Below are 18,581 nucleotides of genomic sequence, written 5' to 3'. Positions count from 1 at the left end.
ATGAGCATGGCCTTTCCGACGACGACCGCGAGCGTGCAGCGAGTGCTGAGCGCAGGAATCGCGAGCGTCGCCGTGGCGCTTCTTCTCGCGGGCTGCGTCAACACGCGAACCACCACCACCGGGCTTGTCGGCAGCGGGGCCGACAGCGGTACCACTGCCGTGACCGACGTCGACGAAAACAACCGTCGCCGTGCCCGCCTGCGGATGGAGCTGGCCGCCGGCTACTTCGAGCACGGCCAGCCCTCGGTCGCCCTCGAAGAGCTCAAGCAGGTGCTGGCCATCGACCCGAACTACGCCGACGCCTACAACCTGCGCGGCCTGGTCTACATGCGGCTGGACGACGCCGGCCAGGCCGAAGACAGCTTCCGCCGCGCGGTCGCGATCAATCCGCGCGACGCCAACACGCGCCACAACTATGGCTGGCTGCTGTGCCAGCAGAACCGCTACGGCGACGCCGCGCAGCAGTTCGCCGCTGCACTGGCCGTGCCCAGCTATGCCGACCGTGCCAAGACGCTCATGACTCAGGGGGTCTGCGAGCTCAAGGCCGGCCAGCGGCCGCAGGCCGAGCGCAGCCTCCTGCAGGCCTACGAGCTCGACGCCGGCAATCCGGTGGTCGGCTTCAACCTGGCCTCGGTGCTGGCGCAGCGCGAAGAATGGTCGCGCGCGCAGTTCTACGTCCGCCGCGTCAACAACAGCCCCTCGGCCAATGCCGAGACGCTCTGGCTCGGCATCAAGATCGAACGGAAGCTCAACAACCGCGAGGCTGTCGCGCAGCTGGGCGGTCAATTGCAACGACGTTTCCCTCAATCGCGGGAGGCAATGGCGTACGAGCGCGGGAATTTCAATGACTGAACGGGTTTCGGAGTTCGGGACGTCCGCGGCGCTGCCGCTGGCAGAAGGCGACGTCGCGCACAAGACGGCCGGCGACATGCTGCGCGAGGCGCGCGAAGCGCATGGCCTGCACATCGAGATGGTGGCCGCGGCGCTCAAGGTGCCGCCGCAAAAGCTGATCGCGCTCGAGGCCGACGACATCGCCTCGCTGCCCGACCCGGTGTTCGCCCGGGCCCTGGCCAGCAGCGTGTGCCGCGCACTGCGCATCGATCCGGTGCCCGTGCTTGCCAAGCTGCCGGGCGCACAACGCGCACCGCTGGCCGAAACCAATCGCACGTTGAATGCCCGCGTGGTCTCCGACACGCCGCGCTGGAACGGTGGACGCTCCGGCGGCCTGCCGTCGCGCGCGCTGCTGACGGTCGTGGTGCTGCTCTTGATCGGTGCCGGCGTGCTGTTCTGGATGCCGCAATCGGCGTTCGACCAGATCGGCGCCTCCGTCGCGCGGCTGACCGCAAAGAACGAGGGCGAGACCATGCCGCCGCCCGCTGATCCGGCCGATGTCTCGGAGCCCGTGCCGACGCAGGCCGTGGCGCCGACCGGCCCCGTGGGCGCCGCACCGGCCGCCGGCGTGGCGGCTGCCGCGCCAGCCGCCCCGGCCTCCGCGCCCCTCGCGACCGTCGCCAACACCAGCACCGCCAGCAGCCAGCAGCTCGTCTTCGTGGCGCGCGAGGAATGCTGGGTCACCGTCACAGAAGCCGGCGGCAAGCAGTTGCTGCGCCGCAGCCTGCAGGTCGGCGAGACCGTCGGCCTGTCCGGCACGCTGCCGCTGTCCGTGGTGGTCGGGCGCGCATCGGCCGTCGATGTGCAGGTGAACGGAAAGCCCTACGATCTGAAGCCTGTCACCCGCGGAGGCGGCGTGGCGCGTTTCGAGGTGAAATCGTGACAACCGACTGCACTCCCCAACCCATCGAATCGGCGGCGCCCAAGGCGCGCCGCTCGCGCCAGGCCAGCGTGGTCTGGGGCCCGCGCATCGTCACGGTGGGGGGCGACGCGCCCACGCGCGTGCAGTCGATGACCAACACCGACACGGTCGATGCCATCGGCACCGCGATCCAGGTCAAGGAACTCGCCATTGCGGGCTCCGAGATGGTCCGCATCACCGTCAACACGCCCGAAGCCGCCGCCCAGGTGCCCTACATCCGCGAGCAGCTCGATCGCATGGGCATCGACGTGCCGCTGATCGGTGACTTCCACTACAACGGCCACCGCCTGCTCACCGACTATCCGGCCTGCGCCGAGGCGCTGAGCAAGTACCGCATCAACCCCGGCAACGTGGGCAAGGGCGACAAGAAGGACAAGCAGTTCGGCCAGATGATCGACGCGGCCATGCGTTGGAACAAGCCGGTGCGCATCGGCGTGAACTGGGGTAGCCTCGACCAGGAACTGCTCGCCAGCCTGATGGACACCAACAGCCAGCGCGCCGAGCCTTGGGACGCCAAGCAGGTGATGTACGAGGCGCTGATCACCTCGGCCATCGAATCCGCGAAGCTCGCCGAGTCGATGGGCATGGCCGGCAACCAGGTCATCCTGTCGTGCAAGGTGAGCGGCGTGCAGGACCTGATCTCGGTCTACCGCGAACTCGCGAAGCGCTGCGACAACCCGCTGCACCTGGGCCTGACCGAAGCCGGCATGGGCACCAAGGGCACGGTGGCCTCGGCCACGGCGCTGTCGATCCTTCTGCAAGAGGGCATCGGCGACACGATCCGCGTGTCGCTCACGCCGCAGCCGGGCGAGTCGCGCACGCAGGAAGTGTTGATCGCCAACGAAATCCTCCAGGCCTTGGGCCTGCGCGTGTTCGTGCCGAGCGTCACGGCCTGTCCGGGCTGCGGCCGCACCACGAGCACCACCTTCCAGGAGCTGGCCAAGCAGATCGACGACTACCTGCGCCTGCAGATGCCGGTCTGGCGCAAGAAGTACCCCGGTGTCGAGACGCTGAAGGTGGCCGTCATGGGCTGCATCGTCAACGGCCCTGGCGAGAGCAAGCACGCCGACATCGGCATCAGCCTGCCCGGCACCGGCGAAGCACCGGCCGCGCCGGTCTTCATCGACGGCGAAAAGGCCCTCACGCTGCGCGGCGACAATATCGCCAACGAGTTCCACCAGCTCGTCGAAACCTACATCGAAAAGCGCTTCGGCAGCGAACACGCTGTCCTGGCCTGACACCTCCGCAGACTCATGGCTGAAAAACTGAATGCCGTCAAAGGCATGAATGACATATTGCCGCCCGAATCGGCGCGCTGGGAGTGGCTCGAAGCCACCGTGCGCGAGCTGATGGGGCGCTATGCGTACCGCAACGTCCGCACGCCGATCCTGGAGCACACCGCGCTGTTCGTGCGCGGCATCGGCGAGGTGACGGACATCGTCGAGAAGGAGATGTACGCCTTCGAAGACCGTTCGGACAAGCATGGGCAGTCGGAGCACCTGGCGATGCGCCCGGAGAACACGGCCGGCCTCGTGCGCGCCGTGATCGAGCACAACATGCTCTACGAAGGGCCCAAGCGCCTCTGGTACACGGGCCCGATGTTCCGCCGCGAAAAGCCGCAGCGCGGGCGCTTCCGCCAGTTCCACCAGATCGGCGCCGAGGCGCTCGGCTTCGCCGGCCCCGATGTCGACGCCGAACTGATCCTGCTGGCCACCGCGCTGTGGAAGGCCATCGGCCTGACCGACGTGCGCCTGGAACTCAACAGCCTGGGCCAGCCGGCCGAGCGCGCATTGCACCGCGCCCAGCTCATCGCCCACTTCGAGCAGCACGCCGACAAGCTCGACGAGGACGGCAAGCGCCGCCTGCACAGCAACCCGCTACGCATCCTCGACACGAAGAACCCGGCCATGAAAGAGGTGGTCGAGTCGGCGCCGAAGCTGATCGATTTCCTCGGTGCCGAATCGCTAGCGCACTTCGAAGGGTTGCAGGCCATCCTCAAGGCCAACGACATCGCTTTCACGATCAATCCGCGCCTCGTGCGCGGGCTCGACTACTACAACCTCACGGTGTTCGAGTTCGTGACCGACCGCCTCGGCGCGCAGGGCACGGTGTGCGCCGGCGGCCGCTACGACGACCTCATCGCCCAGATCGGCGGCAAGCCGGCGCCCGCCGTGGGCTGGGCCATCGGCGTCGAGCGCGTGCTCGACCTGCTGAAAGAGCAGGGCGCCGAAGTGCCGGCACCGGTGCCCGATGTCTATGCCATCGTGCCCGACGCCGCTTCGATGCCCGTCGTGCTGCGCGCCTTGCAGCAGCTGCGCGAAACCGGCGTGCGCGTGCAGATGCACGCCAGCACCGCCGAGGGCCTGGCGAGCTTCAAGGCGCAGATGCGCAAGGCGGACGCCAGCGGTGCCACCTACGCGCTGATCTTCGGCGCCGATGAACTTGCGCGCGGTGAAGTGACTCTCAAGGCCTTGCGCGACGCCAGCGTCGCGCAGTCCGCCCGTTCACTTGCTGAAGTGACCACCTGGGCCGCCACCCTACAATCGCCGGCTCCCAACCTCTGACAGCGCATGGCCACCCATCTCGACCTCGAAGAACAGGAACAGCTCGACCAGCTCAAGCATTTCTGGAACACCTACGGCACCCTGATCACCTGGGCCGTGCTGCTCGTCGCCGGCGCCTTCGTGGCCTGGAACGGCTGGCAGTACTACCAGCGCACCAGGGCTGCCCAGGCCGCGGCCCTTTATGACGAGGTCGAGCGCAGCACGCAGTCGGGCGACGTCGAGCGCATCCAGCGCGTGATGACCGACATGAAGGACCGCTTCGCAGGCACCGCCTACGCGCAGCAAGCCGGACTGCTGGTCGCCAAGACGCTGTTCGACAAGGGCAATGCCGATGGCTCGCGCGCGGCGCTGGGCTGGGTTGCGCAGAACGCCGTCGATCCGGGTTACCAGGCCATCGCCAAGCTGCGGCTCGCGGCCGAACTGCTCGATGCCAAGTCCTATGACGACGCGCTCAAGCAACTCGACGGTAAGGTGCCGACCGAATTCGAACCGCTGGTGGCCGACCGCAAGGGCGACATCTACATGGCGCAAGGCAAGCGCGACGAGGCGCAGGCCGAGTACCGCAAGGCCTGGACCGGCCTGGGCGCCGGCTCGGACTACCGCCGGCTGGTCGAGATCAAGCTCAACGCGGTCGGTGTCGACCCGAAGACCCTGGCGCCGACCGTCACCGTGACGCCCGCCGTCCCCAAGAACTCCTGATCGCACACCCTCATGAATTTCAAGCGTTTCATGCCTGAATCGACCGCCCTGCGCGCGGGTTCTGCTCTTGTTCTGGTAGCGCTCCTGGCCGCCTGCTCGGGCTCCGGCAAGCCCAAGCCCGCCGAGCTGCCGGCCAACCCGTCCCTGATGGGTGTGCGCCAGGCCTGGAACGTGCGGATTCCGGGCGTCGAATTCCCGCTCACCGCCGATGTCAGCGGCGACATCGTGACCGTGGCCGGCAGCGACGGCACGGTCGTCGCCATCGACGCCCGCGCCGGTCGCGAGACCTGGCGCGCCAGCGCCGGCGCGCCGCTGGCGGCCGGTGTCGGCAGCGACGGCTCGCTGACGGCCGTGGTCACCACCAACAACGAAGTGGTCGCCATCGAGAACGGCAAGGTGCTGTGGAAGCAGCGCCTGTCGGCCCAGGCCTTCACCGCACCGCTGGTGGCCGGCCGCCGCGTCTTCGTGCAGACCGCCGACCGCAGCGTCAGCGCCTGGGACGGCCAGAGCGGCCGTCGCCTGTGGCAGCAGCAGCGCCCGGGCGAAAACCTCGTGCTGCGCAAGTCGGGCGTGCTGATCGCGGTCGGCGACACGCTGGTCGCCGGTCTGGGTGGCCGACTCGTCGGCATGAACCCCGGCAACGGCAGCTCGCGTTGGGAAGCACCCATCGCCGCGCCGCGCGGCACCAACGACGTGGAACGCCTGGTCGACCTGACCGGCAGCGTGAGCCGCTACGGCGACACGGTCTGCGCACGCGCCTACTACGCCAGCGTCGGCTGCGTCGACACCCTGCGCGGCCAGCTGCTCTGGAGCAAGCCGGCCTCGGGCGCCGACGGCGTGAGCGGCGACGAGCGCTTTCTCTATGGCACAGAGTCGGATGGCAGCGTCACCGCCTGGCGTCGCGCCGACGGCGAACGCGCCTGGCAGATGAGCCGCCTGAAGAACCGCGAACTGACCGCACCGCTGGCCGTGGGCCGCTCGCTGATCATCGGCGAGAGCACCGGCACGCTGCACTTCGTGTCGCGCGAAGACGGTGCGCTGCTGAACCGCGTCACGCCCGACGGCTCGGCCATCACCGTGACGCCGGTCCTGGCCGGCAACACGGTGGTCGTCGTGACCGCCAAGGGTGGCGTGTTCGGCTACCGTCCTGAATAATCATTTTTTGTCTTTCTCTTACTTCCAAGGCCCGACCATGAAAACCGCGCCATCGAAAGGCCGGCCATGAAGCCGGTCGTGGCCCTGGTCGGCCGTCCCAACGTCGGCAAGTCGACGCTCTTCAACCGCCTGACCCAGACGCGCGACGCCATCGTCGCCGACTTCGCCGGCCTCACGCGCGACCGCCACTACGGCAACGGCCGCTTGGGCAAGCACGAATTCATCGTGATCGACACCGGCGGCTTCGAGCCCGATGCCGGCAGCGGCATCTACAAGGAAATGGCCAAGCAGACGCGGCAGGCCGTGGCCGAGGCCGACGTCGTGATCTTCGTGGTCGATGCCCGCGAAGGCCTTTCGGCGCAAGACCACGACATCGCCAACGAACTGCGCCGGCTGGGCAAGCCCTGCGTGCTGGCGGCCAACAAGGCTGAAGGCATGCACGACGGCACCAAGCTGGTCGACTTCTACGAGCTGGGCTTCGGCGACGTGCACGGCGTGTCCGCGGCGCACGGGCAGGGCATGCGCGACCTGGTCGAGCTGGCGCTCGCGCCGCTGAACCTGGCCGATCCGGACGACGAGGAAGACGAAGACGACGTCAACAAGCCGATCAAGCTGGCCGTGGCCGGCCGGCCCAACGTCGGCAAGTCGACGCTGATCAACACCTGGCTCGGCGAAGAGCGCCTGGTGGCCTTCGACATGCCCGGCACGACGCGCGACGCCATCTCGGTGCCGTTCGAGCGCAATGGCCAGCGCTTCGAGCTGATCGACACCGCCGGCCTGCGCCGCAAGGGAAGGGTCTTCGAGGCGATCGAGAAGTTCTCGGTGGTCAAGACGCTGCAGGCCATCGAATCGGCCAACGTCGTGCTGCTGCTGCTCGACGCCACGCAGGGCGTGACCGACCAGGACGCGCACATCGCCGGCTACATCCTCGAAAGCGGACGTGCGGTGGTGATTGCCATCAACAAGTGGGATGCGGTCGACAGCTACCAGCGCGAGCAGATCCAGCGGCAGATCGAAACCCGCCTGCCGTTCCTGAAGTTCGCGTCATTGCATTTCATCTCGGCCATCAAGCGCCAGGGCCTGGGCCCGGTGTGGCAGGCCATTGCGCAGGCCCACAAGTCGGCCACGCGCAAGATGTCGACGCCGGTGCTGACGCGCCTGCTGCTGGAGGCGGTGCAATTCCAGGCGCCCCAGCGCGGCGGCATGTTCCGGCCCAAGCTGCGCTATGCGCACCAGGGCGGCATGAATCCGCCCGTGATCATCATTCACGGCAATTCGCTGGAGCATGTGACCGACGCCTACAAGCGTTTCCTGGAAGGGCGTTTCCGCAAGGAATTCGACCTCGTGGGCACGCCCTTGCGGATCCAGTTCAAAAGCTCGCAGAATCCGTTCGTGGACAAGGACAACTGAGGGCGGCTTGGCTGCCGATGGCAGCCGTTGAGCCGCAGCAGGAGCGGAAGTTCCGTCTTTTGAGAACCGTTATTTTCTCAAGGCTTTTGACCCCGATTGCTGCGGCGCAGAAACCCTGTGTTAAGGTCATCTCTCCAACAACTACTCTTGAACACGGAGAATATCGTGAGCAATAAAGGGCAACTTCTGCAAGACCCGTTTCTGAACACCTTGCGTCGCGAGCATGTGCCGGTTTCCATTTATTTGGTGAACGGCATCAAGCTGCAAGGCCAGATCGAGTCTTTCGATCAATACGTCGTGTTGCTTCGCAATACAGTGACGCAAATGGTCTACAAGCACGCCATTTCCACCATCGTGCCGGGTCGTGCCGTCAACTTCTCGGCCAACGAGAACGACGACGCCGCCGCCTGATCGCGCGGAGCGCGGCGGCAACCCCGCCGCGCTTTTTCCATATCTGATTCCGCTTGTCTGATTCGATCCCCCGCCAGGAAGGCGCCGCCGTTCTCGTCGGTGTCGATTTCGGGCTGCCCCATTTCGACAGCGAGCTCGAAGAACTCGGCCTGCTCGCACAAACCGCGGGCCTGTCGCCCGTTGCCCGCCTGGCCTGCAAGCGCAAGGCGCCCGATGCGGCGCTGTTCGTCGGCAGCGGCAAGGCCGAAGAGATCAAGGAGCTCGCCGCCATGCACCGGGCGAGCGAGGTCATCTTCGACCAGTCCTTGAGCCCTGCGCAGCAGCGCAACCTCGAACGCCAGCTCGATGTCGCGGTGTATGACCGCACCTTCCTCATCCTCGAGATCTTCGCCCAGCGTGCCCGCTCGCACGAAGGCAAGCTGCAGGTCGAGCTGGCCCGGCTGCAGTACCTGAGCACGCGGCTGGTCCGTCGCTGGTCCCATCTGGAGCGCCAGACCGGCGGTGCGGGTGTGCGCGGCGGCCCCGGCGAAAAGCAGATCGAGCTCGACCGCCGCATGATCAACGAGTCGATCAAGCGCACGCGCGAGCGCCTGGCCAAGGTGCAGAAGCAGCGCAGCACGCAGCGCCGCCAGCGCGAGCGCCGCGAGACCTTCAACATCTCGCTCGTCGGCTATACCAACGCGGGCAAGTCGTCGATCTTCAACGCGATGGTCAAGGCGCGCGCCTATGCGGCCGACCAGCTGTTCGCTACGCTCGACACCACCACGCGCAACCTCTACCTGGGCGACGCGCGCCGGCAGGTGTCGATCTCCGACACGGTGGGTTTTATCCGCGATCTGCCGCACGGCCTGGTCGATGCGTTCAAGGCCACCTTGCAGGAGGCGGTCGATGCCGACCTGCTGCTGCACGTGATCGATGCCTCCAACCCGCACTATCCGGAGCAGATGGCCGAGGTCCAGTCGGTGCTGCAGGACATCGGTGCGGGCGACGTGCCGCAACTGCTGGTGTTCAACAAGCTCGACGCCCTTGAAAGCGCGCAACATCCGCTGCATCTGCAGGACGAGATGGAAATCGACGGCGTGCAGGTTCCCCGCATCTTCCTCAGCGCCAAGACCGGTGAAGGCCTGCCGTTGCTGCGGGCCGAGCTGGCCCGGCAGTCGGGTTCCGTCGCCGATACGATGACCCCTGAGGCGGACGCTGAATTGCACGATGCGGCCCCTTGATTGGGCACAATCCCGCCACTGACACGAGAACGAAGCGAATGAATGCAAAGCCAGCGCGGAGAGGGTTTCTGGGCATGTTCAACCTGAACGATGGCCGATGGGGTCGCGGCGACGAGCCGTCCTCCAACGGCGACCGCCCGGCCGGCAACCGGCCGCCCGATGCCGATCCCCCCGGCGCCCCGATCCCGCCGCCTTCGAGCGGCAACCAGAACAACAACGGCAACGGCAATCGCCCGCGCGGCCAGGGCCCGAACCAGGGCCCGCCCGACCTCGACGAACTCTGGCGCGACCTCAATCGCAAGCTCGGCGGTTTCTTCGGCGGCGGCAAGGGTGGCGGCAATCGCCCCAACGGCACCGGCGGCGGTGGCGGCAACGGCTACAAGCCCGACATGAAGAACGCCGGCTTCGGCATCGGCCTCGTGGCCGCCGTGGCGGTCCTGATCTGGCTCGGCACTGGCTTCTTCATCGTGAACGAAGGCCAGCAGGCCGTGGTGACGCAATTCGGTCGCTACAAGTCGACGGTGAACGCCGGCTTCAACTGGCGCCTGCCGTACCCCATTCAACGCCACGAAGTGGTGGTGACCACGCAGATCCGTTCCACCGACGTGGGCCGCGACGCCATCGTGCGCTCCACCGGCCTGCGCGAATCGGCCATGCTGACCGAAGACGAGAACATCGTCGAAATCAAGTTCGCCGTGCAGTACCGCCTGAGCGATGCGCGTGCCTGGCTCTACGAGAGCAAGTCGCCCGCGGAAACCATCGTGCAGGTGGCCGAGAGCTCCGTGCGCGAAGTGGTCGGCAAGATGAAGATGGACGCGGCGCTCGCCGAAGAACGCGACCAGATCGCCCCCCGCGTGCGCGCGCTGATGCAGACCATCCTCGACCGCTACAAGGTCGGTGTCGAAGTCGTCGGCATCAACCTGCAGCAAGGCGGCGTGCGTCCGCCCGAGCAGGTGCAGGCCGCCTTCGACGACGTGCTCAAGGCCGGCCAGGAACGCGAGCGCGCCAAGAACGACGCCGAGGCCTACGCCAACAACGTCGTGCCGCTGGCCACCGGTACCTCGTCGCGCCTGAAGGAAGAGTCCGAGGCCTACAAGGCGCGGATCGTGGCGCAGGCACAAGGTGACGCAGGTCGCTTCAGCTCGGTGCTGACCGAGTACCAGAAGGCGCCGCAGGTGACGCGCGACCGCATGTACACCGACGCCATGCAGCAGATCTACGCCAGCACGACCAAGGTGCTGGTCGACAGCAAGCAGGGCTCCAACCTGCTGTACCTGCCGCTCGACAAGCTGATGCAGCAAGGCGGCGGCAATACAGCCACGCCCGTGGACGCCGCCAGCCCCAGCGTGGCCGGCACCGCACCGACCCAGTCGTCGGTGATCCCGGTGGCGCCCGCCACCACCGACGTGCGCGCCCGTGACGGCCGCTCGCGTGACCGCGACGTGCGCTGAGAAAGGCCCGGAACAACATGAACAGAATCGGTTTCATCGCCACCTCGGTCCTCGTCCTGCTCGTGCTGCTGAGCTCGACCCTCTTCGTGGTCGACCAGCGCCAGTTCGGCGTGGTCTATGCCCTCGGCCAGATCAAGCAGGTCATCACCGAGCCCGGCCTGAACTTCAAGCTGCCGCCGCCGTTCCAGAACGTGTCGTACATCGACAAGCGCCTGCTGACGCTCTCCAGCCTGGACACCGAGCCCATGCTCACCGCTGAAAAGCAGCGCGTGGTGATCGACTGGTACGTGCGCTGGCGCATCTCCGACCCGCAGGCCTACATCCGCAACGTCGGCCTTGACGAGAACGCGGGCGCCATGCAGCTGAACCGTGTGGTGCGCAACGCCTTCCAGGAAAACATCAACAAGCGCACCGTGCGCGACCTGATCTCGGTGCGCCGCGAGGCCCTGATGGCCGACGTGCAGCGCGAAGTGCTGGCCGTGGTGAAGGGCGCCAAGCCCTGGGGCGTCGACGTGGTCGACGTGCGCATCACCCGCGTGGACTACGTGGAAGCCATCACCGAATCGGTCTACCGCCGCATGGAAGCCGAGCGCAAGCGCGTGGCCAACGAGCTGCGTTCCACCGGCACGGCCGAAGGCGAGAAGATCCGCGCCGACGCCGACCGCCAGCGCGAAGTGATCGTGGCCAACGCCTACCGCGACGCCCAGAAGATCAAGGGCGAGGGCGATGCCCAGGCTGCCGCGACCTACAGCGAGGCCTTCGGCCGCGATCCGCAGTTCGCCCAGTTCTATCGCAGCCTCGAGGCCTACAAGCAGAGCTTCAACAAGAAGAGCGACGTGATGGTGCTCGACCCGTCCTCGGACTTCTTCCGCGCCATGCAGAGCTCCGGCTCGGCGCGCAAGTAACCACGGGCCGTCCGTTTCCGCTGTCCTGCCTGGAGCCGTGAGCGCCGACACCTTCTGGAGCGCGTTGGCGCTGGTCCTGGTGATCGAAGGCATCCTGCCTTTCATCTCGCCGGGCGGGTGGCGGCGCGGCTTCAGCCAACTGCTGCAGCTGCGCGACGGCCAGCTGCGTTTCTTCGGTCTTTGCAGCATCCTGCTGGGTTTGGTACTCCTTTGGGTTCTGGGGTAACGCGGGCCCGGTAGAATCCCGGTTTAACCACGCCCCCGATCCCCATGTCCGCCTGGGTCCTCCCGGATCACATTGCCGATGTGCTGCCCTCCGAGGCGCGCCACATCGAAGAACTTCGACGCCAGCTGCTCGATACCGCCCGTGGCTATGGCTACGAGCTGGTGATGCCGCCGCTGCTCGAGCACCTGGAGTCGCTGCTTTCGGGCACCGGCGAGGCGCTCGACCTCCAAACCTTCAAGCTCGTCGACCAGCTCTCCGGTCGCAGCATGGGCCTGCGTGCCGACACCACCCCCCAGGTGGCGCGCATCGATGCCCACCTGCTGAACCGCGACGGCGTGGCGCGCCTGTGCTACTGCGGCCCGGTGGTCCATACCCGGCCCGACCGCCCGCACGCCACCCGCGAGCCGCTGCAGTTCGGCGCCGAGATCTACGGCCACGCCGGCCTCGAAGCCGACACCGAAACCCTGCTGCTGGCACTCGACTGCCTCGACGCCGCCGGCCTGCGCGACGGCGTGATCGTCGACCTGGCCGACGCCCGCATCGTGCGTGCGCTGTTCGCCGGCGTGCCGGTCGATGCCGCCGCGATCGCCCGCGTGCACGCCGCGCTGGCCGCCAAGGACGCGAGCGAGCTGCAGGCGCTCACCAAGGATTTCCCCGCCGCATCACGCGACGGCCTGCGCGCCCTCGTGGGCCTGTACGGCGATGTGGCCGTGCTCGACGAGGCCGCCAAGGCCCTGAAGGGCACGCCCACCGTGGCCGCGGCGCTGGCCGACCTGAAGCAATTGGCCGCCGGCCTGAACGGCACGGCAGGGCGCCAGATCAGCTTCGACCTGGCCGACCTGCGCGGCTACGCCTACTACAGCGGCATGCGTTTCGGCATCTACGTGCCGGGCGCGGCCGACTCGCTGGTGCGCGGTGGCCGCTACGACGAGGTGGGCGCCGTGTTCGGCCGCAACCGTCCGGCCGTCGGCTTCAGCCTCGATGTGCGCGAACTCGTCGGCGTGCTGCCGGCGCGTCCGCTGCGCGCCGCCATCCGTGCGCCCTGGAGCGACGCGGCCGGCCTGCGCGAGGCCATCGCCCAACTGCGCAAGGCCGGCGAAACGGTTGTCTGCGTGCTGCCCGGACATGGCAGCGAAATCGATGAATTCCATTGCGACCGCGAGCTCGTCGAGCAGGCCGGCCAATGGAGTGTCCGAGCGATCTGAATTTTTAAGCAATGGAACGAGCATGAGCGTAACCACCGGAAGAAACGTGGTCGTCGTCGGGACCCAGTGGGGCGACGAAGGCAAGGGCAAGCTGGTTGACTGGCTGACGGAAAGCGCCCAGGGCGTGGTCCGTTTCCAGGGCGGCCACAACGCGGGCCACACGCTGGTCATCAACGGCGTGAAGACGGCGCTGCACCTGATCCCGAGCGGCATCATGCGGCCCGGCGTCAAGTGCTACATCGGCAACGGCGTGGTGCTGTCGGCCGCCAAGCTGTTCGAGGAAATCGAAGGCCTGGAGAAAGCCGGCGTCGAGGTGCGTTCGCGCCTGCGCATCAGCGAGGCCTGCCCGCTGATCCTGCCGTTCCACGCCGCGCTGGACATTGCGCGCGAGGCCTACCGTGAAAAGGGCGGCATCGAGAAGATCGGCACCACCGGTCGCGGCATCGGCCCGGCCTACGAAGACAAGATCGCCCGCCGCGCGCTGCGCGTGCAGGACCTGAAGCACCCCGAGCGCTTCGCGGCCAAGCTGCGCGTGCTGCTCGAGCTGCACAACCACGTGCTGACCCAGGTGCTGGGCGCGCCCGCCATCGACTACGACACCGTGTTCGACGAGGCCATGCGCCACGCCGCGCTGCTCAAGCCCATGATGGCCGACGTGTCGCGCGAGCTGAACGACGCCCACAAGGCCGGCGCCAACCTGCTGTTCGAAGGCGCGCAGGGCACGCTGCTCGACGTCGACCACGGCACCTACCCGTACGTCACCTCGAGCAACTGCGTGGCCGGCAACGCCGCCGCCGGTTCGGGCGTGGGCCCGGGCATGCTGCACTACGTGCTGGGCATCACCAAGGCCTACTGCACCCGCGTGGGCGGCGGTCCGTTCCCCACCGAGCTCGACTGGGCCACGCCGGGCACCCCCGGCTACCACATGAGCACCGTGGGCGCCGAAAAGGGCGTGACCACCGGCCGCAGCCGCCGTTGCGGCTGGTTCGACGCCGCGCTGCTCAAGCGCTCGGCGCAGGTCAACGGCCTGTCGGGCCTGTGCATCACCAAGCTCGACGTGCTCGACGGCCTCGAGAAGCTCGAGCTGTGCACCGGATACGAACTCGACGGCGAAACCACCGACATCCTGCCGATGGGCGCGGACGAGATCGAGCGCTGCACGCCGATCTACGAAACGCTCGAAGGCTGGACCGAAAGCACCGTGGGCGTCACGCAGTACGACAAGCTGCCGGTCAACGCGCGGCTGTACCTGCAGCGCATCGAGCAGGTCACCGGCGTGCCGATCCACATGGTGTCCACGAGCCCTGATCGCGACCACACGATCATGATGCGCCACCCTTATCTCGCAGACTGAACAGGAACGAACCAGACCATGTTGACCGAAGACGGCAAACATCTCTACGTCAGCTACGACGAGTACCACAACCTGATCGAGAAGCTCGCGATCAAGGTGCACCAGTCGGGCTGGGAGTTCGACACCATCCTGTGCCTGGCGCGTGGCGGCATGCGCCCGGGCGATGTGCTCTCGCGCATCTTCGACAAGCCGCTGGCGATCATGTCGACCAGCTCCTACCGCGCCGACGCCGGCACGATCCAGGGCCATCTCGACATCGCCCGCTACATCACAACCCCCAAGGGCGAGATCGCCGGCAAGGTGCTGCTGGTGGACGACCTGGCCGATTCGGGCCACACGCTGCACGCCGTGATGGACATGCTGCGCAACAACTACCAGCCGATCACCGAGCTGCGCAGCGCGGTCATCTGGACCAAGGCACTGTCGACCTTCACACCCGACTACTCGGTCGAGTTCCTGGCCACCAACCCGTGGATCCACCAGCCCTTCGAGGGTTACGACTCGCTCGGCGCCGAGAAGTTGATCGAGAAGTGGTCGGTCTGACGACCGGCCCTGACACCACCGGCCGGCGCGTTCAGCTGCTACAGCTGCCGCCGCCGGGGGTGTCGAACATCGCGGTGTAGCGCCGCTGCATTTCCTCCGGCGTCACCTTCTCGATGCTGTGACCCACGTTCCACCGGTGACCGAAAGGGTCGCGGAAGACGCCGGAACGCTCCCCATAGAACTGATCCTGCGGTGCCATGTCCAGCGTGGCACCCGCGGCGACCGCGCGCGTGACCAGCGCATCGGCGTCGTCCACGTGCAGGTGCAGCGTCACGGCGCTGCCGCCGAGCGCCTTGGGCGAGCGGATGTTGAACTCGGCGAACTCGTCCGAGATCATCAGGATCGCGCCGTTGTGAAAGTCCAGCTCGACGTGCCCGATGCGGCCGCTGGGCTCGGTCAGTCGAAAGATTTCCTTCACCTCGAACACGTGGCAATAGAAGTCGACGGCGGCGGCGGCGTTGTCGACGCAGAGGTACGGAAACAGCTCGTGGATGGCCATGGCGGGACCTGCCTTTCTTTCTTAAATCGGATGTTGAAACGGGGACCGTGGCGCCGATTCTGCGCAGCCCCGGCGCTAGCGTCTTGAAGGAATTTGACCTGCCGCGCCGACAGCCGGCACATGACGCGGCGACGTCGCGCCCGTCTGCCGCCAGGCCTGCGGCGACAGGCCGGCCAGCGCCGAGAACTCGCGGCTCAGGTGCGCCTGGTCGCTGTAGCCCGCGGCGAGCGCGATGTCGGCCCAGGCGCGTGCGGGATCGTCGGCGGCCAGTGCCAGCACGCGATCGAAGCGCATCACGCGGGCGTAGTCCTTGGGCGCGAGCCCGACCGCCGCGCGGAACAGCGCGATGAAGCGCCGGTGGCTGTAGCCGCTGCGCGCCACCAGCGTGGCGATCGACGCGGGCGTGTCGCGCGTCATCTGGCCCAGCGAGGCGGCCACGGCCGGGTGCAGTCCGCGCGGGCTGGTGCGGGGCAGGGCGGCCGCGGCCAGGCGCCGGGTCAGCAGGGCCTCGAACACGTCCAGTTGCCGGGCCGGGTCGTCGGACGATGCATGCAGCTGTTCGAGTGCGTCGGCGGTCTGCCGCTCGCCCCACAGTGCGTCGAGCGGCGTGTGGCGACCACTCAGAGCGTCTTCAGGTGCGCCCAGCAGTAGCCGGGCGGCACCGGGGTGCAATTGCGCGCCGACCGAGCGTGTCGCCACCGACACATCGCGCAGGTAGAAAGCGGCGCGCGCACCGCCGACGATGGCATGGCCGACCGTGTGGCCGCGCAGGTCGCGTGTGTCGTCGAAGAGCCGCAGCGGCGGCCCCGACAGCCGGAACACCAGGTGCATGCCGCCCGTGGGCAGCACGTGCTCGCGGGCGCCGGTGCGTGTGTCGGGTGTGCCCTCGGGCGCCGAAGCCCACAGCAGCCGCAGGAAGGGCCGCAAATGAGGGGACGGGGGCCGCGTCAGCTGCATGGCGCGACGGGCCCCGGCAAGGCCGGGCGGGTGAGCATCGGCGCATTGTGCGCCGAGCAGCCGCCCGGGCCCAGGCTGCTTACTTGCTCGTTGCGAGGCGCTTCTGGATGTTGGCCGCGCGGTCGCCGGAGGCCGGGTGCGAGCTGAGCATCGAGCTCTTGCCGCCGTCGAGCTTGGCCAGCTTCTGGAACGCGGTGACGAGGCCTTCGCGCTTGAGCTTCTGCGTGGTCAGCAGGTCGAAGGCGTAGTTGTCCGAGTCGGTTTCCTGCGACTGCGAGAACTGCGCGTTGACCAGCTTCTCGGCGAAGTCGCCGATCTGCGAGGACGACAGCTGCGTGATCGCCGCATTGCCCGTAGCGCCGGCGAGGCCGCGCGCGGCCGACACGGCGTAGGCGGTCTGCATGGCCTTCTTGCTGTGGCCCAGGGCGACGTGGCCGATCTCGTGGCCGATGATGCCGCGCAGCTCGTCGTCGTTCATGAGGTCCATGAGGCCGCTGTAGACGCGGATGCAGCCGTTGCCCATGGCCCAGGCGTTCACGTCCTTCGTGAGGTAGACCTTGTAGCTGGCGGGCTGGCCGCCGATGGTGCTGGGCAGGCCCTGGCGCACACGCTCCAGGCGCTTGCTGTAGGCATCGGCGGGGCCCGCGACCTTGGAGCTCTTGTCGAGCTCGGCGCAGGACTGGTTGGCCAGTGCCTGCACGTCGCCGTCGGTGAGCGACATGGCCTTGAAGGCGCTGCCGCCGGCGCCCGCGAGCGCGTTGGAATCCAGGTTCTTCATGCCGCCGCAGGCGGACAGGGCCGCAGCGGCCGTGATGGTGATGAGCAGATGACGCATCGAGAAAATCCTCCCTTTATTTTCGGAGGGGCAACTCTATCCGCAATGCGCGTGCGATCCGGCCAAGGCCGTCGACATCGAACGGAGAATGTCACGGCCGTCGAGGGTTCCTCGCGGGGCGCTAGCATCGGCACATGAGCAAGCCTTCCACGACCCTGATCCACCATCCCTACACGCCGCCGGCCACCTTCGCTGCGCCGCAGCCCGGCGTGTTCAAGGCCTCGACCGTGTTCTTCGCCGACGTCGCCGCCATGCGCGCGCGCGACTGGAAGACCAAAGCCGGCTACACCTACGGCCTGCACGGCACGCCCACCACCTTCACGCTCGAAGAACGCTTGGCCACGCTCGAAGGCGGCACCGAATGCCTGCTCGTGCCCAGCGGGCTGGCCGCGATCTCTCTGGTCTCGTTCGCGTTCCTCAAGACCGGCGACGAGGTGCTGATTCCCGACAACGCCTACGGCCCCACCAAGGCGCTGGCCACCGGCGAGCTCGCGAACTTCGGCATCACGCACCGCCTGTACGACGCGATGAATCCGTCCGACCTGGAGGCCAAGCTCTCGCACCGCACGCGGCTGGTGTGGCTCGAAGCGGCCGGTTCGGTGACGATGGAATTCCCCAACCTGCCGGCGCTCGCCGAGGTCTGCCGCGAACGCGGCGTGATGACCGCGCTGGACAACACCTGGGGTGCGGGCCTGGCCTTCGCGCCCTTCGATTTCAACGGCACGGGGCAGGGCGTCGACGTGTCGGTGCACGCGCTCACCAAGTACCCCAGCGGCGGCGGCGACGTGCTCATGGGCAGCGTCGTCACGCGCGACGAGCGGCTGCACCGCGCGCTCAAGCTCACCCACATGCGCACGGGTTTCGGCATCGGCGTGGGCGACGTCGAAACGCTGCTGCGTTCGCTGCCGAGCATGGCGCTGCGCTATGGCGCACATGACCGCGCCGCGCGCGAGCTGGCCGGCTGGCTCAACGGCTGCCAAGAGATTGCGCAGGTGCTGCACCCCGCGCTCGAGGACTCGCCGGGCCACGCCAACTGGCGCGCGCTGTGCGGCGCCACCGACCTGGCCGCGGGCCTGTTCTCGGTGGTGTTCGACGAGCGCTTCAGCACCGAGCAGGTCGATCGCTTCTGCGACAGCCTGAAGCTCTTCCGCCTCGGCTATTCGTGGGGCGGTCCGATCAGCCTCGTCGTGCCCTACGACATCGGCCTGATGCGCGACGCCAGCGTGGCCCGCTGGCCCTACAAGGGCACGCTGGTGCGTTTCTCGGTCGGCCTGGAGGACGTGGACGACCTGCGTGCCGACCTGCAGCAGGCGCTGCTGCAGATGTAGGCG

Annotated in this window: 19 protein-coding genes; 16 read left to right on the top strand and 3 right to left on the bottom strand. The window is 67.7% G+C overall.

Annotated features, from left to right (window positions below):
* The 15 genes from pilW (at position 1) to AC1RAD_RS11265 (ending at position 14,959) form a co-directional block, all read left to right on the top strand.
* Positions 1–852 carry a type IV pilus biogenesis/stability protein PilW gene (pilW, locus tag AC1RAD_RS11335; protein WP_095745652.1) on the top strand — a complete coding sequence of 284 codons (852 nt, stop codon included), beginning with the start codon at positions 1–3 and terminating at the stop codon, positions 850–852.
* Positions 845–1,774, top strand: a complete 930-nt coding sequence (locus tag AC1RAD_RS11330; protein ID WP_492734835.1) for a RodZ domain-containing protein — start codon at positions 845–847, stop codon at positions 1,772–1,774. The genes pilW and AC1RAD_RS11330 overlap by 8 nt, the downstream gene beginning before the upstream one ends.
* On the top strand, positions 1,771–3,051 hold the full coding sequence (ispG, locus tag AC1RAD_RS11325) for a flavodoxin-dependent (E)-4-hydroxy-3-methylbut-2-enyl-diphosphate synthase (RefSeq protein ID WP_070061008.1): 1,281 nt from the start codon (positions 1,771–1,773) through the stop codon (positions 3,049–3,051). Before AC1RAD_RS11330 ends, ispG begins: the two co-directional genes overlap by 4 nt.
* A gap of 15 nt (positions 3,052–3,066) precedes the next feature.
* Positions 3,067–4,377 (top strand): histidine--tRNA ligase, encoded by a 1,311-nt coding sequence (gene hisS / locus AC1RAD_RS11320; protein WP_159271538.1) that lies wholly within the window; start codon positions 3,067–3,069, stop codon positions 4,375–4,377.
* Positions 4,378–4,383: 6 nt separating this feature from the next.
* Positions 4,384–5,076 (top strand): YfgM family protein, encoded by a 693-nt coding sequence (locus AC1RAD_RS11315; protein WP_492734834.1) that lies wholly within the window; start codon positions 4,384–4,386, stop codon positions 5,074–5,076.
* A gap of 12 nt (positions 5,077–5,088) precedes the next feature.
* Entirely contained in the window at positions 5,089–6,231 is a 1,143-nt protein-coding gene (gene bamB, locus AC1RAD_RS11310) for an outer membrane protein assembly factor BamB (protein ID WP_062480765.1), read from the top strand.
* A 66-nt stretch (positions 6,232–6,297) separates the two neighbouring features.
* Positions 6,298–7,641: a ribosome biogenesis GTPase Der gene (gene der / locus AC1RAD_RS11305; RefSeq protein ID WP_062480763.1), complete on the top strand. Its 1,344-nt coding sequence runs from the start codon at positions 6,298–6,300 to the stop codon at positions 7,639–7,641.
* 165 nt (positions 7,642–7,806) lie between these two features.
* The gene (hfq, locus tag AC1RAD_RS11300; RefSeq protein ID WP_056582504.1) at positions 7,807–8,052 is read left to right on the top strand and encodes an RNA chaperone Hfq; all 246 of its coding nucleotides are present in this window, start codon (positions 7,807–7,809) and stop codon (positions 8,050–8,052) included.
* A 53-nt stretch (positions 8,053–8,105) separates the two neighbouring features.
* A complete protein-coding gene (gene hflX, locus AC1RAD_RS11295; RefSeq protein WP_492734833.1) occupies positions 8,106–9,275 on the top strand; it encodes a GTPase HflX in 1,170 nt (389 codons plus the stop codon).
* A 74-nt stretch (positions 9,276–9,349) separates the two neighbouring features.
* Positions 9,350–10,726, top strand: coding sequence for an FtsH protease activity modulator HflK (hflK, locus tag AC1RAD_RS11290; RefSeq protein ID WP_070061003.1), 1,377 nt, complete (start codon positions 9,350–9,352; stop codon positions 10,724–10,726).
* A 17-nt stretch (positions 10,727–10,743) separates the two neighbouring features.
* Complete coding sequence (gene hflC, locus AC1RAD_RS11285; RefSeq protein WP_062480758.1) at positions 10,744–11,631, top strand: protease modulator HflC; 888 nt, start codon at positions 10,744–10,746, stop codon at positions 11,629–11,631.
* Positions 11,632–11,668: 37 nt separating this feature from the next.
* On the top strand, positions 11,669–11,857 hold the full coding sequence (locus AC1RAD_RS11280; protein ID WP_492734832.1) for a DUF2065 domain-containing protein: 189 nt from the start codon (positions 11,669–11,671) through the stop codon (positions 11,855–11,857).
* 44 nt (positions 11,858–11,901) lie between these two features.
* Positions 11,902–13,062 (top strand): ATP phosphoribosyltransferase regulatory subunit, encoded by a 1,161-nt coding sequence (locus AC1RAD_RS11275; RefSeq protein ID WP_070061002.1) that lies wholly within the window; start codon positions 11,902–11,904, stop codon positions 13,060–13,062.
* A 22-nt stretch (positions 13,063–13,084) separates the two neighbouring features.
* Entirely contained in the window at positions 13,085–14,416 is a 1,332-nt protein-coding gene (locus tag AC1RAD_RS11270; protein WP_062480752.1) for an adenylosuccinate synthase, read from the top strand.
* Positions 14,417–14,434: 18 nt separating this feature from the next.
* On the top strand, positions 14,435–14,959 hold the full coding sequence (locus AC1RAD_RS11265; RefSeq protein ID WP_062480750.1) for a phosphoribosyltransferase: 525 nt from the start codon (positions 14,435–14,437) through the stop codon (positions 14,957–14,959).
* Between the two features lie 31 nt (positions 14,960–14,990).
* Here AC1RAD_RS11265 and AC1RAD_RS11260 read toward each other — a convergent pair whose 3' ends face one another.
* From AC1RAD_RS11260 to AC1RAD_RS11250, 3 genes are all read right to left on the bottom strand, one after another.
* Positions 14,991–15,458, bottom strand: coding sequence for a VOC family protein (locus AC1RAD_RS11260; RefSeq protein ID WP_492734831.1), 468 nt, complete (start codon positions 15,456–15,458; stop codon positions 14,991–14,993).
* Between the two features lie 75 nt (positions 15,459–15,533).
* Positions 15,534–16,415 (bottom strand): helix-turn-helix domain-containing protein, encoded by an 882-nt coding sequence (locus AC1RAD_RS11255; protein WP_492734830.1) that lies wholly within the window; start codon positions 16,413–16,415, stop codon positions 15,534–15,536.
* A 79-nt stretch (positions 16,416–16,494) separates the two neighbouring features.
* Complete coding sequence (locus tag AC1RAD_RS11250) at positions 16,495–17,250, bottom strand: M48 family metallopeptidase (protein ID WP_492734829.1); 756 nt, start codon at positions 17,248–17,250, stop codon at positions 16,495–16,497.
* Positions 17,251–17,384: 134 nt separating this feature from the next.
* Here AC1RAD_RS11250 and AC1RAD_RS11245 point away from each other — a divergent pair, with 134 nt between their 5' ends.
* On the top strand, positions 17,385–18,578 hold the full coding sequence (locus AC1RAD_RS11245; protein WP_492734828.1) for a PLP-dependent transferase: 1,194 nt from the start codon (positions 17,385–17,387) through the stop codon (positions 18,576–18,578).
* Positions 18,579–18,581: the final 3 nt, after the last annotated feature.

The sequence above is a fragment of the Variovorax sp. GW823-FHT04B03 genome (assembly GCF_058796495.1).
Note: the sequence above shows the minus strand (reverse complement) of the source record. Positions and strands in the feature narration are given on the sequence as shown.

Coding starts and splice junctions, on each gene's coding strand:
- pilW (WP_095745652.1), top strand. CDS start 1: ATGAGCATGGCCTTTCCGACGACGACCGCGAGCGTGCAGCGAGTGCTG.
- AC1RAD_RS11330 (WP_492734835.1), top strand. CDS start 845: ATGACTGAACGGGTTTCGGAGTTCGGGACGTCCGCGGCGCTGCCGCTG.
- hisS (WP_159271538.1), top strand. CDS start 3,067: ATGGCTGAAAAACTGAATGCCGTCAAAGGCATGAATGACATATTGCCG.
- AC1RAD_RS11315 (WP_492734834.1), top strand. CDS start 4,384: ATGGCCACCCATCTCGACCTCGAAGAACAGGAACAGCTCGACCAGCTC.
- bamB (WP_062480765.1), top strand. CDS start 5,089: ATGAATTTCAAGCGTTTCATGCCTGAATCGACCGCCCTGCGCGCGGGT.
- der (WP_062480763.1), top strand. CDS start 6,298: ATGAAGCCGGTCGTGGCCCTGGTCGGCCGTCCCAACGTCGGCAAGTCG.
- hflK (WP_070061003.1), top strand. CDS start 9,350: ATGTTCAACCTGAACGATGGCCGATGGGGTCGCGGCGACGAGCCGTCC.
- hflC (WP_062480758.1), top strand. CDS start 10,744: ATGAACAGAATCGGTTTCATCGCCACCTCGGTCCTCGTCCTGCTCGTG.
- AC1RAD_RS11275 (WP_070061002.1), top strand. CDS start 11,902: ATGTCCGCCTGGGTCCTCCCGGATCACATTGCCGATGTGCTGCCCTCC.
- AC1RAD_RS11270 (WP_062480752.1), top strand. CDS start 13,085: ATGAGCGTAACCACCGGAAGAAACGTGGTCGTCGTCGGGACCCAGTGG.
- AC1RAD_RS11265 (WP_062480750.1), top strand. CDS start 14,435: ATGTTGACCGAAGACGGCAAACATCTCTACGTCAGCTACGACGAGTAC.
- AC1RAD_RS11260 (WP_492734831.1), bottom strand. CDS start 15,458: ATGGCCATCCACGAGCTGTTTCCGTACCTCTGCGTCGACAACGCCGCC.
- AC1RAD_RS11255 (WP_492734830.1), bottom strand. CDS start 16,415: ATGCAGCTGACGCGGCCCCCGTCCCCTCATTTGCGGCCCTTCCTGCGG.
- AC1RAD_RS11250 (WP_492734829.1), bottom strand. CDS start 17,250: ATGCGTCATCTGCTCATCACCATCACGGCCGCTGCGGCCCTGTCCGCC.
- AC1RAD_RS11245 (WP_492734828.1), top strand. CDS start 17,385: ATGAGCAAGCCTTCCACGACCCTGATCCACCATCCCTACACGCCGCCG.